Source organism: Enterovibrio nigricans DSM 22720 (genome assembly GCF_900167155.1).
In the GTDB taxonomy this organism is placed as follows: Bacteria; Pseudomonadota; Gammaproteobacteria; order Enterobacterales; family Vibrionaceae; genus Enterovibrio; species Enterovibrio nigricans.
In genome coordinates, this window is sequence record NZ_FUXU01000059.1 from 1 (window position 1) to 21,846 (window position 21,846).

Below are 21,846 nucleotides of genomic sequence, written 5' to 3' on the forward strand. Positions count from 1 at the left end.
CATGAGACTACGACGATTGATGGGTGTAGCCGATCAGATCGTAGCTTCTAGATTTAGTTCCATCGATTTAAGCAACAAAGCCCCGCCTGTTAGAAGATTGCTTAAGAACCGAACAACTTTAGGCTGCCATGTCTTCCAACCGAATTAAGCAACAAAGCCCCTCGAATGTTCCGTCATTCTCTGTCAGTGTTACACCGCTATTGACGTCAACATTTGCTGACATGGTGAATGTTTCGCTATCTTCGGTCGGTGCAATGGACTGACCGAGAACCGTATTTTTGATAATTCCGAGAGTCTCTCCTTGAAGCGTTGCTTGCGTACCCGCATCATCAAATGTCATGGTGCCAGGGTGCGAAAATGTCAGCACTTCCGTGCCACCACTTTGAGTAAACCCGAGTTCTATTGGGTAAAGTTTATAGGTAGAGCCAGCTATTGAGGGCGGGGTGTCGCCAAGCCCAATTCCCATGGCAAGGAGTTGCGCATAATCAGTGATGCTTTCTGCTTCCTCTGGAAATCTTTCGATTAGCGACGCGACCAATAAATCTCCCGTCGGAGAAATGAAGCCCTGGATATTGTCACCATCAATAGTTAGCGTCAGCAGCCCGTCGGTACTTAGGTTATATGTTCCTGTGAGGCTATCTTCTGGAGGGGAATCTGAAAACGCGAGAGATGTGGGTGTTCTGAGTATTTCTGCGCGCTTTTCAGAGCCGTCGGACGTTGAGAATGTACCATTTCCATCGAAAGATAGAATGCTCGACTCAGTGACGACTTCCATTTCGGCGTTGTTTGAATTCAGGATCAAATCAAAAATGACGACACCGATGTTTCCACTCAGTGTGTTGTTAGAAATGTCGATCCCTTTTCTTACTAGCAGGTCCATGGTGAGGCTTGGTTCGTCGCCAACTTTTTGGTTTGGGTCTAGGGCGTCAAATTTGCCATCGTTGTCAGTATCGACGGTAAGAAAACGCAGGCCTAATTCCTGATTGATACCGATTTTGACGTCGTCACTGCCAGCAGATTCAAGAATAAAGGTGGAGGGTAGGGTACGGAAGCCAAATTCCGGGCCGTTGCCATTGTCGTAACTTAAATGTTCATCAAGCCCTACTCTTTCTATGAGAGAGCCGTCAGACGTAATATTTACCTGAAGTTGTTCTGGGTCTTCGGGGGTGTTCTGGATCTCGGTTGCGGTAAATAGAGACGATTCTATCCCTGCGCCACCTTGATAAAAGTGCAAAATCCCGAAGTTTTCCTCATATGAATCGGTAATTGAGAGGGTATCATTGGATACGGCTTCGACGTTAAATTCACTGCCTTCGATTGATGTATAAAACGAACCTGATGTTCCTGTGTCTTCATCGTGAAGTGACATTTCAAAAATAGCGCCGTGCCACGCCCCGGCGAACTGTGATGCATCACCCGGTGTTTTTGTCAGCACTCCAATTTCTTGTTTAAGCTGAAATCCGGCCACGGCGTCGAGTGCAGCTAATGTTTCTGTTAAATCTGTGCCCGCGGTTAAATCCAATTCGTCAATCACACCGCGCAAGGTCACAATGTGGTTTTCAGCAAGGTCAGCCATAACAAGGTCTGAGTCGATCAGGTTTTTGTAGATGTAGTGGCTGCCGGGATCCACATCGACTTTCTGATTTATTGCGATGGCATTCATGTCCGTATTTTGCCCACGCACTCTAACAACCAGATTACCTGCAAGACTTAGACCTGATGGTAAATTGAGTCTGTACTCGCCTGTTATCGATGTTGGTGCACTCGCAATGACATCGCCAATTTGTTTCCCATCATCATCAACTCTGATCAATTCAACCGTTGCATTGCGCACAGGCTCCAGACCAACAATGGCTGCATATGCTGGTGGGAAAATGTGTTCCAAAAGTGTCGGTTTACTAAAGTTTACAACGGTACCACTGGGCGCTGAAACTGTGCCAGTGACTGAGGCGGGGAGGTGGTGGAATTGTTGTCGGAGCAAGCCACTACTCCAAGCAATAGTGCGGGTATAAGTACGTTATTTTTTAATATTTGTGCATTGATACTACTCATAGCATTCATCCTACTTAGCCAACATCGTTATCGTTGCGTGTTTAATACCCAAGAAACCTGAAGATGCCGGATTCAGCGAGATTGACTGAAGGTAGGGCCTCAATGTGCCCACTTCTTCGTTAAATCTTCCGAAAATAGAATGACTATTCCTCGGTGAATTTGCCTCGAATTGAACACATTGATGACCTCTGAATTCGAGCATCTTCAGGTCACTTGGGTATAAGCGTTCGAAAAAACGAACGAGCTAAAATTCTATGCACGAGTAGTTAACAACCCTTGCTCCGTTTTCGGGAAAATTCGATATGTATTAAATTAGATACATAAATAGTGTGACTTATTGAGATTGGGTAATATTGGGGGCTGGTAACACATGATTAAGAAGGAAAGAAAGCGGGGCCAAGTTAGCTCCGCTTTGTTGATGTAAAAACGTTGGCGATGAAGCGTATTGAGAGATAGTCGCTACGCAGCTTTCCAACCACCACTATGAACAAGTTTGTCTGTTACCTTGGTCACCGCTTTTTCGGCACGTTCGACAATGTCATCGATGTCGGACCTATTTACTACCAGTGGTGGTGCGAACCCTAAAATATCACCGTGGGGCATAGCGCGAGCGATCAAGCCTTCTTCCATACATGCTGCGGCGACTTGTGGGCCGACTTTGAGGTTAGGGTCAAAGTGTGTTCGGTTGGCTTTGTCACTTGAAAACTCCAACGCATGAAGAAGACCAATGCCCCGAGAATCACCAATGAGAGGGTGATCCGCAAAGGTTTCTTTCATCTTCTGTTGAAAATACGCACCTGTGTCTCTGGCGTTTTGTGTCAGGTTTTCGCGCTCTATAATGTCGAGGTTACACATTGCAGATGCGGCTCCCAACGGGTGCCCTGAATAGGTGTATCCGTGCCCAATAGGCCCCCATTGGTCGGTACCGTCTTCGAGCACTTTCCATACTCGCTCACCAACCATGACTCCTGACAGCGGTTGATAGGCAGATGTCAGCCCTTTTGCCACGGTAATCAGGTCTGGCTTCATGTCGTAGTACAGTGAACCAAAATCCGCGCCTAAGCGACCAAAGCCGCAAACAACCTCATCGGCGATGAGCAAAATGTCATATTTATCGAGCACGTTGCGGATCGCTGGCCAATAGCCTTCTGGGGGTGGCACGATACCGCCTGTTCCTAGGACGGGCTCAGCAATCATAGCCGCGACGGTTTCAGGGCCTTCCATCAGAATCATATTCTCAAGCTCACGTGCACAATAGGTTGAGAATTCAAGCTCGCTGATGTCGTTATCTTTGCGTCGGTAGTAGTAAGGTGCCACAGTGTGCTTTATACGCTCTAGTGGCAAATCAAAGTGCGCATGAAAAACCGGGAGGCCAGTCAGTGAACCTGACGCGATGCTGGAACCATGATAGCCACGGTCACGAGAGATGATTTTCTTTTTCTCTGGCAGTCCTCGTGCATTGTTGTAATACCAAACCAATTTGAGTTGGGTTTCGTTCGCATCACTGCCTGACATGCCGTAATACACCTTGCTCATGCCTTGTCCTGCCAGTTTGATGATGCGTTCTGACAATGGGATGAGAGCTTCGTTGGTGTGTCCAACGTAGGTGTGATAGTACGCAAGCTTTTTCGCCTGCTCATAAATGGCCTCGGCCATTTCTTCACGCCCGTAGCCAATATTCACGCAGTAAAGGCCAGCAAAGCCATCGATGAGCTCAACGCCTTCAGAGTCAGTAATACGGATGCCTTTAGCGTTGGTAATAATGCGCCCAGCCATGTCTCCGTCGGCGTATTGTTTTAGGTGTGTCGAAGCATGAAAAACATGCTGGCGGTCTTTTTCTAGCAGGGCTTTTGTGTCGATTTGTTTGCTCATCTTCAACTCCTTTTAATTTCCGCTGGCAATGTTTAACCCGCCAAGGCAGTAGTATTTAATTTCGCTGTATTCATCGAAACCGTGTCTGCTTCCCTCACGACCAAGCCCAGATTGCTTCATTCCGCCAAAGGGGATGGGGTGTCCGGTCATTTTTACGCTGTTGATACTCACCATGCCAAACTCCAACCCGCGCATTAACGTCCAGATTTGACGGATATCGTGACCGTACACATAAGCGGCGAGTCCATATTCTGTGTCGTTGGCTGCGGTGATCACCTCTGGAATCGTGTCGTAAGGGACAATGCCGGCAACGGGGCAGAAGTTCTCTTCGCGATATACCATCATGTCGGGGGTGATATTGGACAAAAGCACAGGGTAAAAGAAGTTGCCGTCGGAGACGGGCTGTGGGGATCCAGCGAGGAGCTTTGCGCCTTTCTCCAAAGCATCTTCGACAATTTTTCGTGCTTTGTTCACGGCCTGCGCGTTGATCAAGGGGCCGATGTCTGTATCAGCATCTAAGCCGTTGCCGACACGCAATTTGAGCATTTCAGTTGCGAAGGCATCAGCAAATGCATCATGTTTATCTCTTGGTACGAATATACGGTTCGCTGCGAGGCAATCTTGCCCTGATGTCTGAAATTTCGCATCGACAGCGGCTTTTGCTGCCTCTGTGGTGTCCATATCTGGCAGAACGATAAATGGTGCGTTGCCACCCAGCTCCATTGAGCATTTTTTTACGGTGTCCGCACTTTGGCGAAGTAAGAGTTTGCCGACTCGCGTTGAACCTGTAAACGATAGGGCTTTGACTTTATCCGAACAGGAAAGCGTTGCTGAGATCATAGGAGCGTCGCCAGTGACGACATTGAATACGCCAGCGGGTATACCTGCACGTTCAGCCAATTCAGCCAATGCGAGTGCTGAGAAGGGGGTTTCTCCCGCGGGTTTTACAATCACGGTACAACCAATCGCGAGCGCAGCGGCGGCTTTTCGCGTGATCATTGCACTGGGGAAATTCCACGGTGTAATGAGGGCAGCAACGCCAATCGGCTCACGAATGGTGCCTAGTTGGGCATTCGGGATGTGACTAGGTATGGTTTCACCGTAGGCACGGCGAGCTTCTTCGGCAAACCATCGGATAAAGGATGCGCCATAATCAATTTCTCCGCGTGCTTCATCGAGCGTTTTTCCTTGCTCCAAGACCATTAGACGCGCCAAGTCCTCACGGTTCTCTTTAATCTTGTCATGCCATAACATCAGTCCTGCAGCACGATGGTCTGCAGACAAGGTTTTCCAATGTCTAAACGCAGTGTCAGCGGCGTCAATGGCATTGTCTATTTGTGATTTTTCAAGTGATGTTATGTACCCCAACACCTCGTCATCGGCAGGGTTGGTGACAGCAATGTCGGACTGACCTGCTACCCATTTTCCATTGACATAAGCGAGCTGTCTAAATAGTCGAGAATCTTTTAATTGTGTAAGAATTGCGTCGTTATGTTTGTGTAAATCTAGCGCGGCCATAAGACCCCCTACGCATCCAAATAAGTACCTTTTAAATGTAAGTACGTGAACGCGTATCTGTTTTCTGGAAGCGCAAAATAAAGTGGGTGTTTTTTCTGAATTCGACAGAATTACTGTGTGTTTTTTCTGTGGTGGGCGTAAGCGGTTCTATTGAATCAAGTTTTCGTTGATGTCGAAATGGTCTTTTTGGTGCTTTACCGTTTTGGTGACGATGTAGGTGTAGTAGCGTTCGATACCAAGATCGGACATTAGCCAACTGTCGATCAAACGCTGATATTGGTCAATGTCTTCAGCGACAACACGGAGAATATAGTCAATTCCTCCTCCAGTGGAAAAGCAATCAGCGACTTCTGGACAGTCTCGCATGGTTTGTTCAAACCGTTGAAAGCTGTTTACGTCGTGTCTGCCAAGGGAAATTTCTACCATTACAGGCGTTCTTTTTTGGAATATCTTGGTATTGATGCGGGCACTGTAGCCTTCGATGACGCCAGCCTGCTCAAGCCTTTTTACACGTTCCCAGCAAGGGCTGACAGAAAGGTTAATGGCTTCAGCAAGGTGTGATTTAGTGATCCTGCCTTGCGTGGCAAGAATTTGAAGTATTTTAAGATCGTATTTATCGAGTCGCATCGCGGGATCCTGTGCTGAATTTTATAAGCGTGGCACAGGGTTAGCGGGTTTCCCAGTTTCACTAGCCGGTTAATAAGGGCTTTGCGATCACGGCAAAGGTATCACCAATGTTGATGAGTGACTGATGGCGAACAGCGCAGATGATGCCTTCAGTGGTGGCGTAGTATTTTTTAGGGGATTGTCCCGTACGCTCAACCGAATGAATAGAAGCAATCAAATCGCCTTTAACGACGACCTGTCCCAATTTGACGGTGATCTCCATTACGCCGCGATGTTCACTTTGTAAGTAACACTTAGCACTTGGGATTTCCATGGGCTTGGGGTCAGCTGGTGGGTCAATGTAGTTTCTTTGTAAAATGCCACTATAGACAAGAAAATTGTGAATCCCCCTGTCAGCCAATGCAACGGTTTCAGGTGTGGTTGTTCCGCCTCCGCCCAACTCGGTAGTCACGAATACCTTTCCTTGCTTCTCTACGGCGGTGTCATACAGTGAGACGGCATCCATCTCTTCCATGAAGAAATAGTAAGGTGCGCCGAACAACCTCGCGCCTTCCCAACATCGAAGTTCCTGAAGTTTATCAGGCAACCGATGAGCAGCAGCAAAAGGCAGGATATCGAGCGTCTTCCCTCCTGAGTGAATGTCCAAGGCCGCGTCACACATCGGGATTAGGACTCGATTAAAATAGTCGGCAATTTTTCCGGTAATCGAACCTTGAGGGTGGCCGGGAAAGGCGCGGTTCATATTACCACCGTCGATAGGGGAGACTCGGCTTCCTGCGGCGACAGCGGGGTGATTCATCATCGGGATGATAATTACCCGGCCTGTAATGTGTTTCTGCTTGAGCGTATTGCTGAGTTTTTGCAGGGAAATTATGCCTTCGTATTCGTCTCCGTGATTGCCTCCTGTTAACAGTGCAGTTTGCCCAGTGCCGTTTTTCACGATAGTGATAGGGATCATCACTGCGCCCCATGCAGACTGATCGCTTGAGTAAGGCAGTTTCAGAAAACCATGCTGAACACCATCAGCGTTAAAGTCGATATTGGTACTGATGGCAGAAGGGGGCATTTTTCTTGACATGGGGCTTTACTCTCCTCGCTACTCAATGTTTGATGAACAATTGTCTGGGAAAATCACAAAGTGTTTTTGCTCCGCGTCGCGTGATCACAATGCTTTCTGTTGTTTCCATGCCCCAATCATCCATCCACAGTCCGGGCATAAAATGGAATGTCATGCCTTCTTTGAGGATGGTTTGGTCAGAAGGACGAAGGCTCATGGTGCGTTCACCCCAATCAGGTGGATAGCTCAGGCCAATGGGATACCCACAACGTGAGCCACCCCGATCAAAACCGTATTTCGCCATCGTTTTGTCGAGCGCGTCAGCGATATCGCCGCACGTATTTCCCGGCCTTGATACGGCTAAACCTGCTTCAAGACCTTCGTTTAACGCATCATTAGCGCGTTTAAAATGGTCGGCGGGTTCGCCAAGATAAATGGTTCGTGACAGTGGACAGTGGTAACGGCGATGTACCCCTGCCATTTCAATAAAGGTGCCTTCGCCTTTTTTAAACGGGCGGTCATCCCATGTCAGGTGAGGGGCCGAGGCATCCACGCCAGAGGGAAGAAGAGGCACAATAGCGGCATAGTCACCAAAGTGGTCGCCATGGCCGATGACGGCATGTTTGTTAATCTCAGCAACCAAAATGTGCTTAGGTAAACCGGGCTCTATAAGCTCATACGCTACGCGGTGCATGTTTTCTACGATACGCGCAGCTGCTCTCATGTATTTCAGTTCTTGGTGGGATTTTTCTGCTCGACACCAATTAACGAGCGCCGTGGAATCAACAAGAGAGGCTAGGGGAAGGTTGTCGCGCAATGCTTCGAAAGCGGTAGCACTGAAATAGTAATTGTCTTTCTCCACACCAATATGTCCTCTGTCCCAGAGCAGTTCGGGCAATATATGGTTTGCCAAAAACTCCATGGGGTGCAGTGGTGGGTTCATCACGTAATGATCGGGATATGCAGTGATGTTTTCGGGACGCATAAACACAGTGCGTCGCGCACCGTTGGCATCTTGTCTTCGGCCAAACCAAAGTGGTTCACCTGATAACCCAAGAACGACACATTGAGGCACGTAAAAAGACCAACCATCGTATCCGGTCAGCCACGCCATATTTGAGGGATCGTGTACGAGAAGGACATCGATCTCTTTTTCGAGCATTGCGGCACGTACCTTTGCGATACGTGAATAGAACTCTTCCAGTGAAAAGTTGAGTGAGACGTCGCTCATACCTCAAACTCCTTTTGTACCGCCCAATGGACGAACGTTGACGTTCAACAGTCATCGCCAATCACCCGTGAGATCCAAGTTCGGAGCCGATACCTGGGCTCGTTTCAGGGTGTTTGTTTTGCCGTGTTGTGTCGGCTTTACTGCCTTAGCGTGTAAGTGACTCGCGTTCTCCTTTTTACTGTTTTACACGGGACGATTTCCAAATTGGATGCCGTGGCAGTGAAAATGGTAGAGGCGTTTTTCACGCACTCCTAACACTTACATTAGTGATTAATATTTAGTCAATCAATTTGTTAGACGTAATAAATGCGCTACGGGTTCAATTTTTGGTTAAATTCGTCCGGAGGCGGCGCAGTTTGCTGGTTGTCGCAAAACTGGTAATCGCGTGATTTAGTTTTTTGGGGAAATGGATACACTCCGGCCTTGCCCGAAAGTGGCACCATATTCGTTTGATGAAGAAGAGTTGGTCGTTTATTTTCCATTTTTTCGCGTTTTTAGTGAGGCCAATTTACTTTTTCATTTTGTCGATATTTGAATTACAAAAAGGACAGGCTCTTCCATGGCAAGCGTACGTAACATCGTCGTTACCGCTAACGAAGTAGCGCGCCCCGCTGGGCCGCATACGCCGACTATTCACCAATTTTTAAACTATCTACACAGTGACGGGTTTTCAGCGTGTCCAAAGCCGTTAGGCGTTGCAGACGGCGTTGAAATCTTGAGTTTGGTTGAGGGTGAAACTTACGACTATCCATTGTGTGGGGCAGTTGCATCAGAAGAAGCGCTGCGTAGTGCTGCGGTGTTATTAAAAACATTTCATGAAGCGTCGGCGTTGTATCTACCTAAGATGGAAAACTGTCGCTGGGCTCTCGAACCGCGTGAGCCGGTTGACGTGATCTGCCATGGTGATTTTGCCCCTTACAACGTGGCGCTTAAGGGAAATTCTGTTGTTGGCGTATTTGATTTTGATACGAGTCATCCAGGCCCTCGCATTTGGGATCTGGCCTATGCCGTATACTGCTGGGCGCCATTTAAAACCCACAAATATGATGAAATGGGCACACTTACTGAACAATGTCACCGCGCGAGAATGTTTTGTGATCATTATGGCGCATCAGAAAGCGAGAAACATCAACTGGCCGACGAGATGGCGAATCGACTGCGAGCGCTGGTAACGTTTATGGAAACTGAAGCAGCAAAAGGGAATGCTCAGTTCCAACAGCACTTAGCGATGGGGCATGACAAAGCCTACTTAAAAGATATTGATTATCTAATAGAGAATAAGCTGAAAATAATACGTCATTTTTTAAATACGTTGTAAAGCGCCAAAATTAAGGCACTGTATTTTGACGTTTGGGTGAAGTTAAGATAGCGTTTAGTCAATCTGAAGAAAAAATAATCACTTTGTAATTATTTGAAATATATATGTGCTGCCGTTATCCACAATTACGTTGTTGGTATCAAGGTCGGGTTATATAATCCGACCAAATTTTTATTCCTTTTTAACTATCTCGGTACAATATGTTGAAACTGCCTTCGCTAAGGTCTTGTTACGATACGTATGTTCGTGACATTTCAATTGTCTTTTTGCTATTGCTACCTTTAACGATTTGTAACGCGATCTCCCTCTTTTTTGGCCACTTTTTAAACTTCGCGGAACAAATTGAATTAGCAAAACGTTTCTTCTATTTCTCCGATCTATTGATTGGTGTTTACCCAACAGCGCTTTGCATTATTACGACGTATTACCTGTCGACGAAACACAACGTGAGTCCGATGGTTGTTATACCCTATGCATTAGTCATGTTTACGGGGATCTCCATCGCTAATGATTTGGTCGCTGTGCATAACGGCTTACCCAATAATCCATTGATCGCTTTGCTTACTGCAATCGTGGCGTCAACGTGGTGTGTTTCTTTCAAAGTTTATCCGTTAGATCCCTCGCGGATAGATTTTGCCAGTGCGTTATTTAAACAATCGTTACACTTTTTTGGTTTTCTATTGCTGACGGTATTTTTCAATCAATTGGTTGGTACTGTTCTTTTAGAGTCTGACGTTGTTAAAAAAGACCTCAGCTTAAATCCACTGACAATTAGTGGCGGTTTGATTTATCAATTTATTCTGGGTTTGTTGGGGGCTATTGGGATTAATGGTCACAATTTTCTGTTTGGAGCAAAGCAACAACTGTTTGAAGATACTAAAAACAACCTAGAAGCCTGGGAAATGGGAGACGCACCGTTAAACATTTTAGGGCAAGGTTTTTATGACGCGTTTTTGGCTCTTGGCGGTTCGGGGGGAACGCTCAGTCTGTTGCTATGCATTCTGATATTTTCTAAAGATAAGCGTCACATCACACTGGCTTTGTCAGCATTGCCGCTAGTGATGTTTAACATTAATGAGCTGCTGCTATTTGGCTTACCTATTATCTTTAATCCGACGTTAATCGTACCGTTTATTCTTGTACCAATGATTAGTTTTATCGTGGTTTATAGCACGATGGCAGTTGGATTGGTAAATCCCGTGAGCAGCATAGTTGATTGGATGACGCCCCCCCTTATTAGCGGATACTTAGCAACAGGAAACAGTGTTGGTGGTGTCCTTTTGCAAATCGCCGTAATCACTATTGGTGTGTTTGTTTATCGTCCTTTCTACCTGCACTATGCGGGGAAAAGTAATTTGGATGCGAAAAATATCACGCTACGTCATGCGATTGAAAAAAGCACGTTGACCTCGTTTCTTGGTGGTGTTGGGCAATCAATAGGTGGGCATGTCAATCATCATGAAATTAGCCAACGCGTGAGCAAGATGATGACGCGTGGCAGTTTTGTCATGTACTACCAACCACAGGTAAATCTGAAAGACCCAAGTGACATTGCGTATGAATCATTGGTGAGATATCGCACCGAAGATGGCCAGATATTACCGCCGCAGTTTATTAAAGATTTTCACCAATTAGGTGCAATCAAGCAGTTGGATGAAATGGTCATTGATCTGGTGTTGAAAGACTTGAAAGACCTTCCGTTAAACGCAGGTTGTCGCGTGGGGATCAACATTTCTGCTGAGTCAGTGTCCGATCCAGATATTGTCGACTACATTTCTGAGCGTCTTTATTTCTATGGTGTGTCACCAACATCACTAGAACTAGAGATTACGGAAGAGGCGATTTTAGAAGATCATGTGCAAATTAGACAGAATATTGAGCTTCTTCAAGGCTTGGGCGTGAAGGTTGCGATTGACGATTTTGGGTCGGGTTATGCATCGTTCCCACACTTGCTGAAATTCAATTTTGATAAAGTAAAACTGGATCGCTCGCTGCTATTGAATACCACGGAAGAGCGGGGTCAAAGTCTCTATCAATTACTGGCAAAAATTAGTGAGGTTACGGGCTGTGCACTGGTCGCTGAAGGTATTGAAACCGAAAAAGACAGGGTGTTTGTGGAGCGCTGTGGCATAAATATCTGTCAAGGGTTTTACTTTGCAAAGCCCATGGCATTGGAAAATGTTGTAGTGTGGGCGTCTGAAACGGAGACTAAAGCGTCGAACGCTTAAAATAAAGCCGCGGTGTACTGTTTACTTTTGAACGGTACACCGCGGCTTTTCTGTCTATTCAATCATACCGCTATGCAGTCAAACTCGTTGAATGTGGTATCTTCAGGTTGTTCGAGTCTATCTGTTGAAATCAAGCAACTCGACATCAAAAATCAATGTAGAGCCAGGTTTGATAATACCCGCACCGCGATTACCGTAGGCCAGTTCCGCAGGGATGAAAAAGCGCGTTTTATCGCCTTTTTTCATCAATTGGACACCCTCTGTCCACCCACGAATCACTTGATTCAGTCCGAACTCGATCGGTTCACCTCGTTGCACTGAGCTATCAAATACAGTGCCATCAATCAGCGTTCCATGGTAGTGCACTTTTACTTTGGACGTTGCCGTTGGGTGCTCATCATCTTCACCAGACTCCAATACTTTATATTGAAGACCCGACTCCGTTTGTAAGACACCGTCTTCCTGTCCATTTTTAGATAAGAAAGCTTCACCCGCTTCTTTGTTTTCAGCAGCGGCTTTCTGTGCCTTTTGCCTGTTGAGGTAAATAAGGACGATAAGAACAACAATAGCGAGGGGTAATGCGAAATCCATAATGACTCTCTTTTTGTATATAAGGCTGATGCCTGACGAGATTCATTATGTAAAACCCATACGAGAAATGGAATCGATATTATTTAGCAAAATGTTGCTAGAGGGCGGAATTTTGCTGAGATTTTAGGATGGTTGTAGAAAGAGGGGGGCAGATACAGAGGTAAAGGGGCAGATGCCCCTTTACGTATTATTTTTCGATTAAACCATCAACAACATCAAGCACGAATTTCTGACAATTTTTTGCGGTTGCAGGGTCGAAATCTTGATTGTGTTGGTCGGTATTTGATAGCACACGAATACTAACAAATGGCACGTCGTAAGCTTCTGCTACAAGTGCAGCCGCAGACGTTTCCATTTCTTCGACTGACGTACCTAGGGATTCGTGAAACCAGTTGATGCGGTCAACTTCGCGGTTCCACTCATCTGCCGTACCGATAACACCGGAAACAACGTTGCCGTGTTTGTATGCATCGGCGTAACTCAGCGTATGAGCAAGAAGGGCGTCGTCTGCGTCGTAATGGCTGTAATCAACAAGCTCGCCGTCCTTACGAAGGCGCATGACAACGTCGAAGTTCTTCCATTGCTCAGGGTGAATTCCTTTCCCTTTTTCCGTGTACTCAACTTTGTATGCGCCCATATTGAAGCTACGGGCACCAACAACGATATCACCACGGTAAAGCTCAGGGTCATGACCACCGGCAGTTCCCTGATTGATAATGAATTTCGGATTAAACAGCTCGATACCTAATGTGGTAGACGCCGCCGCATTTGCTAAACCAATTTCTGTTCGTGAAATTACAACTGGGTGACCTTTAATGTCGCCTTCCCAGAATGTCCAAGAACCACGTTGTCTTTCTTTGGCATTGTCCAGCGCGTTAATCAGGACATTGGTTTCTATGTCCATTGCACCTTGGATTAGAATCGGTTGCTTAGCACCAATAGCAGAAAATGAAATTAGAAAAGAAAGAAATGCTACTTTTTTAAACATATTGCGTTTACCTAGCGGGCGAGTCGTTAAATTCCGGCGCATCATACTAAAGCAAACGTTTGCGTCAATATTTAATTCCAATCTTTATTTTGGGTAGTTGTTTGAGTTCAAATGATTATCGGTGCTTAAACGAAAAGCATGCTCGATTAGAATACGGATATTTTGTTCTGGATAAGCAGATGATCGTGAGGGGAATGCTTCATGCTGGTGCAGTTAATGCGCCAAAAAGAGTTGATCTAGGTGCATGAAATTACAGCTTATTCTTACATGGCGCGAATTTTAACGCGTCGAACAATTGGTACGGTGTTTGCTTGCAAACGGTTGTGCTTTAGCACGGCTTGCATGTAACACTCATTGTTATGGGTGTTAATTTGTTAGCGCATTCTTTTTAATGTTTTTGCTCCGTTTCTTTTTATCGAGGACGGAGCTTTTTTTTACACAGCATTAACAGAGTAGAGCGTTGTTTTATCCTGCCAATATATCCGTGTTAAATCTATATAAACCACATAGCACAAGAGAAGCAAGCTGACTTGTTCATATTTATTCGTTGCACTGGTGCAAAAAATAAAGAAACAAAATGTAATTGAGATGTTTCATTGTGAATGAGTGTGCCAAACTTTGATAAATATATTCGCGTCAAAAATTAAGTGGTGAAAAAGTAGCTAATGGTGAATTCACACCACAATCCAGGACGTGGAGAATAATAAATGAATAAGAACATTAAGTTCACAGCGATTGCTGCATGTGTTGCTGGTGCTTTAGGCATGAGCGCAACATTGCAAGCAGCGCCTTCTCACGATAAGGCTGTCATTGGGTATTTGACACAATGGGAAGCATGGAAAGGAACTGATGCTGGGTTTAGCGTTAAAGGCGAAGCCACGCATTTGAACGTAGATATGGATATCTACTCGATCCTTAACTTTTCATTCTTCGGAGTTGCCAAAGACGGTTCTTTGCACAGTGGTGATTTAAGAAACAAGAATATTTACCAACCAACCTCCGTTCAGGAACCGGGCCCATTGCTCCATCCTGACGTTTATTCAAGTTGGGATTTTCACATTCTTTGGGGTGAGTTGGAATATATTCACGAGTATCCGGGGAATGAACCTTGGCAAGCTGAGCAGCTAGCAAAAGTTCAGGCGCAAGGCTTTGTAAAAGATGGCCGAGGCTGGAAACACGAACCTACAGGTGTGACAGGTCAAATGCCTATACCGCTGAAAAAAGCGGGTGGCGCACCGGGTCTAATTGACCTTGCCAACGAAAAAGGTGTCAAAGTCATGGCATCTATTGGTGGCTGGAGTATGTCAAAACACTTCCCAGAAATGGCTGCTGATCCAGTGATGAAAGCCCGCTTCCTTGCAGACGTCGATCGCCTGATAGCATTGGGTTTTCACGGTATTGATATTGACTGGGAATACCCTGGCTCTGGTGGTATGAATTTTGAGGGTACTGAAGCGGACTACGCCAACTTTGAACAGTTGATGGATGATATTCGTGAGCGAATTGGACCTGACAGGCTGCTCACAGCTGCGTTTAAAGCCGTACCTGCTGCGCTGGAAGGCTATGACTGGACACGTCTATCCAATTCGATGGATTACTTCAATATGATGACCTACGACCTGAATGGTGGTTGGTCAAATGTCGCTGGTCATAACTCCCCCCTTTATCCTTACCCTGAAGAGGAATTCCCCGGCCTTAACCTCGACACATTGAAAAATTGGATGGTCAATGTTCGTGGTATTCCATCGAACAAGATCAATTTCGGTGCTGCGTTCTATGGTCGCGGTGTTCAAACAACAGAGGCAACGGCTTATCTGGGTGCACCAACCGACAAGCGTACCGTTAATTTCTCAGTGGATGGGCCAACGGTATCAGCCGCAGACCTGACTAACTGGGCTGCGTTTGAAGGACAACCAAACTACAACTACATTATCAAGCAAACTGGATGGGAACACCTCTGGGATGCGAATGCAGAAGTACCATACGCTGTGAAAGGGAAGTACTTCCTGAGCTATGACGATCCCGATGCGATTCGTAAGAAAGCCGAATACATCGTCAACAATGATCTTGGTGGCATCATCGTTTGGCAGGTACACGGAGATATTCAGTGTGAAGGTACGTTTGTAAACTACGGTTCGAAGTTGAAACAATGTACAAATCTTCGCTCTCCGCTTGCAGAGCAAATTGATACCGTGTTTAGCCAAAACATCGTTCCAAACGAAGCGCCAGTCATAACTGTACCGGGTGCGCAGACAGTGAATTCAGGTGAAGTTGTTAGCTTTGTCGTTACAGCGACAGATGCCGATGGTGATGCACTAAGCTTCGCTGCGCAAGGTGCAGTGGTGACGGACAATGGTAATGGCTCTGCGACAGTCACGTATCAAGCGCCAAACACAGCGACTGATCTTGCCGACACAGTGACAGTGACTGTGAGCGATGGCAGAAAGTCTGATGCAGCCAGCGTGGTTGTCAATGTGGTAGGCAGTGGTGTGGTTGAAAATAATGCCCCTGTGCTGGTTACGCCAACTACTGTTTCTGTCAATGCGGGTGATTCTGCAACGATTAGCGTGTCTGCAACCGATGTTGATAATGACACTCTGACGATTACTTCATCGCTTGGCAGTGTTGCTCAGACTGGCAATGCGGCAGTGATTACCGTACCAACAGATGCATCAACGACTGATAGCACCTTATCCGTTGTTGTCACCGTTACGGATGGCGTCGAAAGTGTCTCTTCTACTGTCACCGTTAACGTGAAAGGCGATACCGGCCCAGTTGACAGCACGTGGGATCCTAGCGCGATTTACAACTCCGGAGACAAAGTTGTCCACAACGGTGTTGAATATACCGCTCAGTGGTGGACACAAGGTGAAGAACCGGGCTCAGCCGCTGTTTGGGTTGCTGTAGATGATGGCACAACGAAAGATTGGAGTGCAGATAAAGTCTACAACGGTGGTGACACGGCGATCTACCAAGGCGCAACATACAAAGCGAAATGGTGGACGAAAGGCGATGTCCCTGGTTCAGCTTGGGGGCCTTGGGAGCAAATCTAAGCGTCATAGTGTTGTGTTTTGAAGCCCTGCATTGCAGGGCTTTTTTGATCAATCAGTATTTTATCGTTCAATTTTAATCCAGTCATTCCTTACACATAAATTCACTGTAGCTGAAGTGATATGTAAACAAACGCCTAACACATTGAAAAAATTATCGTTTCTAAAATTGAAAAGTTATATCGGAATTACCTATTGCATTGGTCGATATATTCAATTGGATACTGTCTCTTCATGAGACTATAAATATTGCAAACAAGAAAAACCGACGTGTCCACAATGGAGGAACGATCATGTCAGATGTGAGCAAATGCCCTTTCCACAAAACTTCAAGCCGCGGTACTACCAATAGAGATTGGTGGCCTAATCAACTGCGCCTCGATATTCTTCACCAGCACACGAAAGAGTCAAACCCACTTGGTGGGAGCTTTAATTACAAAGAAGAATTCGCCAAGCTTGACCTTACCGCGATTAAGCAAGATCTCCATGCATTAATGACAGATTCTCAAGAATGGTGGCCAGCAGACTTTGGTCACTATGGTCCGCTATTTGTTCGTATGTCTTGGCACAGTGCAGGGACTTATCGTACATCCGATGGTCGCGGTGGTGCGGGGACAGGTAACCAACGTTTTGCGCCGATTAACAGTTGGCCTGACAACGGTAACCTTGATAAAGCACGTCGTCTGCTTTGGCCTATTAAACAAAAGTATGGTCAAAAAATATCATGGGCTGACTTACTGATTTTGACGGGCAATGTTGCTCTGGAGTCAATGGGATTCAAAACGTTTGGCTTCGCTGGCGGTCGAGAAGATATTTGGGCGCCAGAAGAAGATGTATATTGGGGTACTGAAAAAGATTGGTTGGGTGACACACGATACAGTGGTGACCGTGATTTGGAAAATCCATTAGCAGCTGTGCAAATGGGGCTAATCTATGTAAACCCAGAGGGGCCGAATGGCGACCCTGATCCGATTGCTGCAGCAACGGATATTCGAGAAACATTTGCACGCATGGCGATGGATGATGAAGAAACTGTTGCCTTGATTGCGGGTGGTCATACATTTGGTAAAACGCATGGTGCGGGTGATGCGGCTTTGGTTGGCCCAGCGCCAGAAGAAGCGCCAATAGAACTTCAAGGATTTGGGTGGGCAAGCAGCCATGCATCAGGTAAGGCTGGTGACGCAATTACCAGTGGCTTGGAAGTAACCTGGACACAAACACCAACACAGTGGAGTAATTACTTCTTCGAGAACCTCTTTGGTTACGAGTGGGAGCTATCAAAAAGTCCAGCGGGTGCGCATCAATGGATTGCTAAAGATGCAAACGGTGTGATCCCTGACGCATTCGATGGCAGTGTAAAACACTTGCCAACCATGCTGACCACCGATCTGTCGCTTCGCTATGACCCTGCATATGAGAAAATTTCTCGTCGATTCATGGAAAATCCGGATCAATTTGCAGAGGCATTCTCCCGTGCTTGGTTCAAACTGACTCACCGCGACCTGGGTCCTCGATCGCGTTACCTAGGTAGCGAAGCACCAAGCGAAGAACTGATTTGGCAAGACCCGATTGCAGCGTGCACACATGCAGTGGTTGATGCCGCAGATATCGCAACACTGAAAGCGAAAATTGAAGCCACTGGCCTAACTGTGTCTGAACTTGTTTCAACCGCTTGGGCATCGGCATCAACATTCCGTGGTTCGGATAAGCGCGGTGGTGCAAATGGTGCGAGGATTGCCTTAGCTCCACAAAAACAATGGGCGGTTAATAAACCTGAGCAACTGGCGCATGTATTAGCGAAGTTGGAAGGCGTTAAGCTTGATTTCAACAGTGCGCAAGCGGGTGACAAGCGTGTATCTTTAGCTGACCTAATTGTTTTGGCTGGTGGCGTCGGTGTTGAAAAAGCCGCAAAGCATGCAGGCAAAGAGATCTCGGTGCCTTTCACGCCAGGACGTATGGATGCTTCACAAGAGCAAACCGATGAACATTCGTTTGCTGTACTCGAACCAGAAGCGGATGGCTTCAGGAATTACCTGAAAACCAAGTACACAGTATCCGCTGAAGAGATGTTGGTGGATAGAGCGCAATTATTAACCCTCAGCGCACCTGAAATGACTGTGCTAGTGGGTGGCCTTCGTGTTCTCAATACCAATGCAGGGGGTGATTGCCACGGTGTATTCACACAAAACCCTGAAGCACTGACCAATGATTTCTTTGTTAATCTTCTGGACATGAGTACAGAGTGGAAACCTGTTGGTGGTGATGATGTATTCGAAGGCCGCGATCGGACCACTGGTGCGGTGAAATGGACGGGCACACGTGCTGATTTGGTCTTCGGTTCGAATTCACAACTTCGTGCTCTTGCAGAGGTTTATGCAACCCAGGATGCACAAGACAAATTCCTCATCGACTTTGTTTCTGCATGGGTGAAAGTGATGGAACTGGATCGATTTGACCTGGGTAAATAGTACGCGTTAACAAAAAAGCCGCTGAGTTCAGCGGCTTTTTTGTATTTGGCGGTTAATGTGACTACTCTGACCAGACAAACGTGCGGTTGATAAATAGAACGTTCGTGCTATAAATTAACTGAGTTGAGAGCTGAAGTGAGCTATGAGTAAGAAAAAACAGACACGAGAGCAAATTTTAATCATTGCCTTTGATATGGCCAGCGAAGAAGGCTTAGAGAGTTTGACTATCGGCGAACTCGCTAAACGAGTTGGCATGTCAAAAAGCGGCCTGTTTGCCCATTTTAATGCACGTTCAAATCTCCAGGCAGCTGTTGTGTTGTATGCAGGACAGCGGTTTGCGGAAAAGGTTATAGAGCCTGCCCGTGAAACGCCGCACGACAGTTGTGAGAGTAAAATCCGTCATTTGATGGATAACTGGATGTCGTGGAATAGCTCGATTCAAGGTAGTTGTATGTTTTTGGATGCGTGGCGGGAAAAGTCGAATGATGGCGACGTCATGCAGCAAGCCCTTGAGGAAACAACTAAAAAGTGGTTGTACTATCTTCAAATTCAGTTTGAGAAAGGTATTGAGTTCGGTGAGTTCAAGCCTGATTTAGACTGTTGCCAGCTGGTTTATAAACTTTATGGTTTATACCTCAGTAGCCACTTGTTCAGAACCCTAGATCTAGAGACTGAAAATGCCAAACGATTTTGGGCTGGTATCGACGAACTGTTCAGCATGATTAAACGCTAACGTATTGAGGATAAGCAGGTAATCATCAAGCCTGCTTATTTTTTGTTCACAAATAGCACGACCGTTCGAAAAAAGGAGTCAGCTATGAGCAGTAAGATTTATTTTGGAAAAAACAGACGTTTTAGTCTGAAGCGCGGTGCGGTCAGTGTTGCCAGCAAATTGTATTATAAAGTTGCACCCAAACATGCGTTGAAAACGGCGCGTAAGTTGTTTCTTACACCTGCAAAAGGTCGTGAAATCAATCCAATGCCTGAGGCAATGAGAGTTGAGACAGTTGAAACCCTTGAAGGCAAAATGATGACGTACCAGTTGGGGGCTGGGCCAACTTGGGTATTGACTCACGGGTGGTCTGGCTCAGCCAATCAGTTTTTCCCCCTGATGGAATTCATTGCTGAATCTGGTTACACCGCACTTGCTTATGACCATCCGGCTCATGGGAAGAGTGAAGGGAAAGAGGGGAGCATTCCCGCCTTTCTCAACGCGCTTGAGGGTATTTTAAATCGACAGGAGCATATTGAAGGGGTTATTGCCCACTCAATGGGCGGTGCGACGGTGTTGGAAAGTGAACATTTGTGCTTAAAAGGCAAGCCGATCATTCTTGTAGCACCGGTACTCAATTATTGGGAAAACTTGTTTGCAACCGTGAAAGCGTCGGGTTTCTCAATGAAGCTATTCAAAGAAGTCATCGATGATGTTGGAAGGCAATACGACGTCACGATCGAGAGTTTCGACCCTTTTAAGAAACTGGCGCTAAGGCAAGGTCCAATTACGATCGTACATGATAAAGGTGACAGATTTGCACCGTTTTCAGTATCAGAAGAGGCCACACAATTTGCCCATGTTTCTTTAGTGGCGACCGAGGGGTTGGGTCATGGGCGAGTGTTAAAAAGTGCGCCCCTGAAAGAGGCATTTTGTCAGGCAACCAAACGTGTATAAATGTGTGGGAATATTTTGGTGATACGGCTTGGTGTTCCAATATTTCATGGGTGAAGTGATGATTATTGTAGCAGTTTAGCGATTTTTCTTAGCAATCACTTGAAGCAATGCCTTATGGAATGCATAGTGACGGCTGATAAACAAATATATTAACTTGGTTGGAAAACGTTGAAAAACATAGCCGTATTTGCTGACGTTCAGAACATTTATTACACCACTAGGCAAGCTTATGGACGTCAATTTAACTACCGTAAGCTTTGGCAACGACTCAATGATATGGGTCAGGTTGTTTCAGCGAATGCGTATGCGATAGCCCGAGATGATGATCAGCAAATCAAGTTTCAGGATGCACTGCGGCATATTGGTTTTGAGGTCAAGCTAAAGCCTTATATTCAGCGTAGTGATGGCAGCACAAAAGGTGATTGGGATGTCGGTATTGCCATTGATGTGATGGAAGCGGCACAATCCGTTGACGTGGTTGTTTTGCTTTCGGGTGACGGTGATTTCGATATGCTGATGGCAAAGGTGCGAGAAGGGTTTGGTAAAGAGGCCGTTGTCTTTGGTGTGCCTATGTTAACAGCCAATTCTCTGGTCAACTCGGTCGACCGTTTTATTCCGATCTCTGAAGACTTACTGCTTTAATTTATTGGCTTCTTAAGTTAAAAAGTGAGTTTTAACAAAATGAGTTCAGGATCATCGATACCTTGAGACTGAACTTTAAACGCCAACTTTTCTAATAAAGAAATGCTTCTGTTGTTCGTTGGATGCGTTATGGCGACTATTTGAGGAACAGCCAGTGTTTCTCTTGCCAGTTGAATGACAGCTTCGGCGGCCTCTTTTGCATATCCTTGCCGTTGGAATGCAGGGAAAAATCCGTAGCCGAGATCTATATCATCAAGCGTATCCCGTTTAATTAGCCCACAGATACCAATCGCTTTGCCACTGCCTTTTTCTTCTACCGCCATCAACCCCATATAATCTTGTTTGTACATTGGTAGAAGCGTAGAACGTAAATACACAGCGGCATCTATGTCGCTGCGAATATTCTTGTCACCAACAAAGGTAAGAAAACCGTCTGTGTTGTATAGCGCGTTCAAGAACGTTGCGTCACTTTCATTCAAGTGACGCAGTATCAGGCGGCGAGTTTCTAGTGTCATTGATAATTTTGCCATTTACT

Annotated in this window: 16 protein-coding genes; 7 read left to right on the forward strand and 9 right to left on the reverse strand. The window is 46.1% G+C overall.

Annotated elements, in window-relative coordinates; translation table 11 throughout:
- Window positions 1-118: 118 nt before the first annotated feature.
- The 6 genes from B5D35_RS17080 to B5D35_RS17105 form a co-directional block, all read right to left on the reverse strand.
- Entirely contained in the window at window positions 119-1,981 is a 1,863-nt protein-coding gene (locus B5D35_RS17080; RefSeq protein WP_078753744.1) for a hypothetical protein, read from the reverse strand.
- 530 nt (window positions 1,982-2,511) lie between these two features.
- On the reverse strand, window positions 2,512-3,924 hold the full coding sequence (locus B5D35_RS17085; protein ID WP_078753745.1) for an aspartate aminotransferase family protein: 1,413 nt from the start codon (window positions 3,922-3,924) through the stop codon (window positions 2,512-2,514).
- Between the two features lie 12 nt (window positions 3,925-3,936).
- Window positions 3,937-5,442, reverse strand: a complete 1,506-nt coding sequence (locus B5D35_RS17090; protein WP_078753746.1) for an NAD-dependent succinate-semialdehyde dehydrogenase — start codon at window positions 5,440-5,442, stop codon at window positions 3,937-3,939.
- A 147-nt stretch (window positions 5,443-5,589) separates the two neighbouring features.
- Window positions 5,590-6,069 carry an Lrp/AsnC family transcriptional regulator gene (locus tag B5D35_RS17095; RefSeq protein ID WP_078753747.1) on the reverse strand — a complete coding sequence of 160 codons (480 nt, stop codon included), beginning with the start codon at window positions 6,067-6,069 and terminating at the stop codon, window positions 5,590-5,592.
- 61 nt (window positions 6,070-6,130) lie between these two features.
- Window positions 6,131-7,147, reverse strand: coding sequence for a N(2)-acetyl-L-2,4-diaminobutanoate deacetylase DoeB (doeB, locus tag B5D35_RS17100; RefSeq protein ID WP_078753748.1), 1,017 nt, complete (start codon window positions 7,145-7,147; stop codon window positions 6,131-6,133).
- A gap of 22 nt (window positions 7,148-7,169) precedes the next feature.
- Window positions 7,170-8,357, reverse strand: coding sequence for a M24 family metallopeptidase (locus tag B5D35_RS17105; RefSeq protein WP_078753749.1), 1,188 nt, complete (start codon window positions 8,355-8,357; stop codon window positions 7,170-7,172).
- Window positions 8,358-8,916: 559 nt separating this feature from the next.
- Here B5D35_RS17105 and B5D35_RS17110 point away from each other — a divergent pair.
- Together B5D35_RS17110 and B5D35_RS17115 are read left to right on the forward strand one after the other, a co-directional pair.
- Window positions 8,917-9,675, forward strand: a complete 759-nt coding sequence (locus tag B5D35_RS17110) for a phosphotransferase enzyme family protein (RefSeq protein ID WP_078753750.1) — start codon at window positions 8,917-8,919, stop codon at window positions 9,673-9,675.
- 200 nt (window positions 9,676-9,875) lie between these two features.
- Window positions 9,876-11,903 carry an EAL domain-containing protein gene (locus B5D35_RS17115; RefSeq protein WP_078753751.1) on the forward strand — a complete coding sequence of 676 codons (2,028 nt, stop codon included), beginning with the start codon at window positions 9,876-9,878 and terminating at the stop codon, window positions 11,901-11,903.
- A gap of 117 nt (window positions 11,904-12,020) precedes the next feature.
- On the opposite strand, the gene bamJ is transcribed toward B5D35_RS17115, so the two are convergent.
- Both bamJ and B5D35_RS17125 read right to left on the reverse strand, forming a co-directional pair.
- A complete protein-coding gene (gene bamJ, locus B5D35_RS17120; RefSeq protein ID WP_425291245.1) occupies window positions 12,021-12,497 on the reverse strand; it encodes a BamJ family beta-barrel-assembly machinery protein in 477 nt (158 codons plus the stop codon).
- Between the two features lie 184 nt (window positions 12,498-12,681).
- Window positions 12,682-13,482, reverse strand: coding sequence for a 5'-methylthioadenosine/S-adenosylhomocysteine nucleosidase (locus B5D35_RS17125; RefSeq protein WP_078753753.1), 801 nt, complete (start codon window positions 13,480-13,482; stop codon window positions 12,682-12,684).
- A gap of 707 nt (window positions 13,483-14,189) precedes the next feature.
- Here B5D35_RS17125 and B5D35_RS17130 point away from each other — a divergent pair.
- The 5 genes from B5D35_RS17130 (at window position 14,190) to B5D35_RS17150 (ending at window position 21,311) form a co-directional block, all read left to right on the forward strand.
- Window positions 14,190-16,535 (forward strand): glycosyl hydrolase family 18 protein, encoded by a 2,346-nt coding sequence (locus B5D35_RS17130; RefSeq protein ID WP_078753754.1) that lies wholly within the window; start codon window positions 14,190-14,192, stop codon window positions 16,533-16,535.
- A gap of 290 nt (window positions 16,536-16,825) precedes the next feature.
- Entirely contained in the window at window positions 16,826-19,000 is a 2,175-nt protein-coding gene (katG, locus tag B5D35_RS17135; protein WP_078753755.1) for a catalase/peroxidase HPI, read from the forward strand.
- Between the two features lie 142 nt (window positions 19,001-19,142).
- Window positions 19,143-19,733 (forward strand): TetR/AcrR family transcriptional regulator, encoded by a 591-nt coding sequence (locus B5D35_RS17140; RefSeq protein ID WP_078753756.1) that lies wholly within the window; start codon window positions 19,143-19,145, stop codon window positions 19,731-19,733.
- 84 nt (window positions 19,734-19,817) lie between these two features.
- The gene (locus B5D35_RS17145) at window positions 19,818-20,669 is read left to right on the forward strand and encodes an alpha/beta hydrolase (protein WP_078753757.1); all 852 of its coding nucleotides are present in this window, start codon (window positions 19,818-19,820) and stop codon (window positions 20,667-20,669) included.
- 168 nt (window positions 20,670-20,837) lie between these two features.
- A complete protein-coding gene (locus tag B5D35_RS17150) occupies window positions 20,838-21,311 on the forward strand; it encodes an NYN domain-containing protein (protein ID WP_078753758.1) in 474 nt (157 codons plus the stop codon).
- 17 nt (window positions 21,312-21,328) lie between these two features.
- Here B5D35_RS17150 and B5D35_RS17155 read toward each other — a convergent pair whose 3' ends face one another.
- A complete protein-coding gene (locus B5D35_RS17155; RefSeq protein ID WP_244556644.1) occupies window positions 21,329-21,826 on the reverse strand; it encodes a GNAT family N-acetyltransferase in 498 nt (165 codons plus the stop codon).
- Between the last annotated feature and the right edge of the window lie 20 nt (window positions 21,827-21,846).

What these genes read in the sequence shown, in the direction of transcription:
- B5D35_RS17095 (WP_078753747.1), bottom strand. Translation starts at nt 6,069, where the DNA reads ATGCGACTCGATAAATACGATCTTAAAATACTTCAAATTCTTGCCACG.
- B5D35_RS17090 (WP_078753746.1), bottom strand. Translation starts at nt 5,442, where the DNA reads ATGGCCGCGCTAGATTTACACAAACATAACGACGCAATTCTTACACAA.
- B5D35_RS17140 (WP_078753756.1), top strand. Translation starts at nt 19,143, where the DNA reads ATGAGTAAGAAAAAACAGACACGAGAGCAAATTTTAATCATTGCCTTT.
- B5D35_RS17155 (WP_244556644.1), bottom strand. Translation starts at nt 21,826, where the DNA reads ATGACACTAGAAACTCGCCGCCTGATACTGCGTCACTTGAATGAAAGT.
- katG (WP_078753755.1), top strand. Translation starts at nt 16,826, where the DNA reads ATGTCAGATGTGAGCAAATGCCCTTTCCACAAAACTTCAAGCCGCGGT.
- B5D35_RS17085 (WP_078753745.1), bottom strand. Translation starts at nt 3,924, where the DNA reads ATGAGCAAACAAATCGACACAAAAGCCCTGCTAGAAAAAGACCGCCAG.
- B5D35_RS17130 (WP_078753754.1), top strand. Translation starts at nt 14,190, where the DNA reads ATGAATAAGAACATTAAGTTCACAGCGATTGCTGCATGTGTTGCTGGT.
- B5D35_RS17115 (WP_078753751.1), top strand. Translation starts at nt 9,876, where the DNA reads ATGTTGAAACTGCCTTCGCTAAGGTCTTGTTACGATACGTATGTTCGT.
- B5D35_RS17105 (WP_078753749.1), bottom strand. Translation starts at nt 8,357, where the DNA reads ATGAGCGACGTCTCACTCAACTTTTCACTGGAAGAGTTCTATTCACGT.
- doeB (WP_078753748.1), bottom strand. Translation starts at nt 7,147, where the DNA reads ATGTCAAGAAAAATGCCCCCTTCTGCCATCAGTACCAATATCGACTTT.
- B5D35_RS17145 (WP_078753757.1), top strand. Translation starts at nt 19,818, where the DNA reads ATGAGCAGTAAGATTTATTTTGGAAAAAACAGACGTTTTAGTCTGAAG.
- B5D35_RS17125 (WP_078753753.1), bottom strand. Translation starts at nt 13,482, where the DNA reads ATGTTTAAAAAAGTAGCATTTCTTTCTTTTCTAATTTCATTTTCTGCT.
- B5D35_RS17110 (WP_078753750.1), top strand. Translation starts at nt 8,917, where the DNA reads ATGGCAAGCGTACGTAACATCGTCGTTACCGCTAACGAAGTAGCGCGC.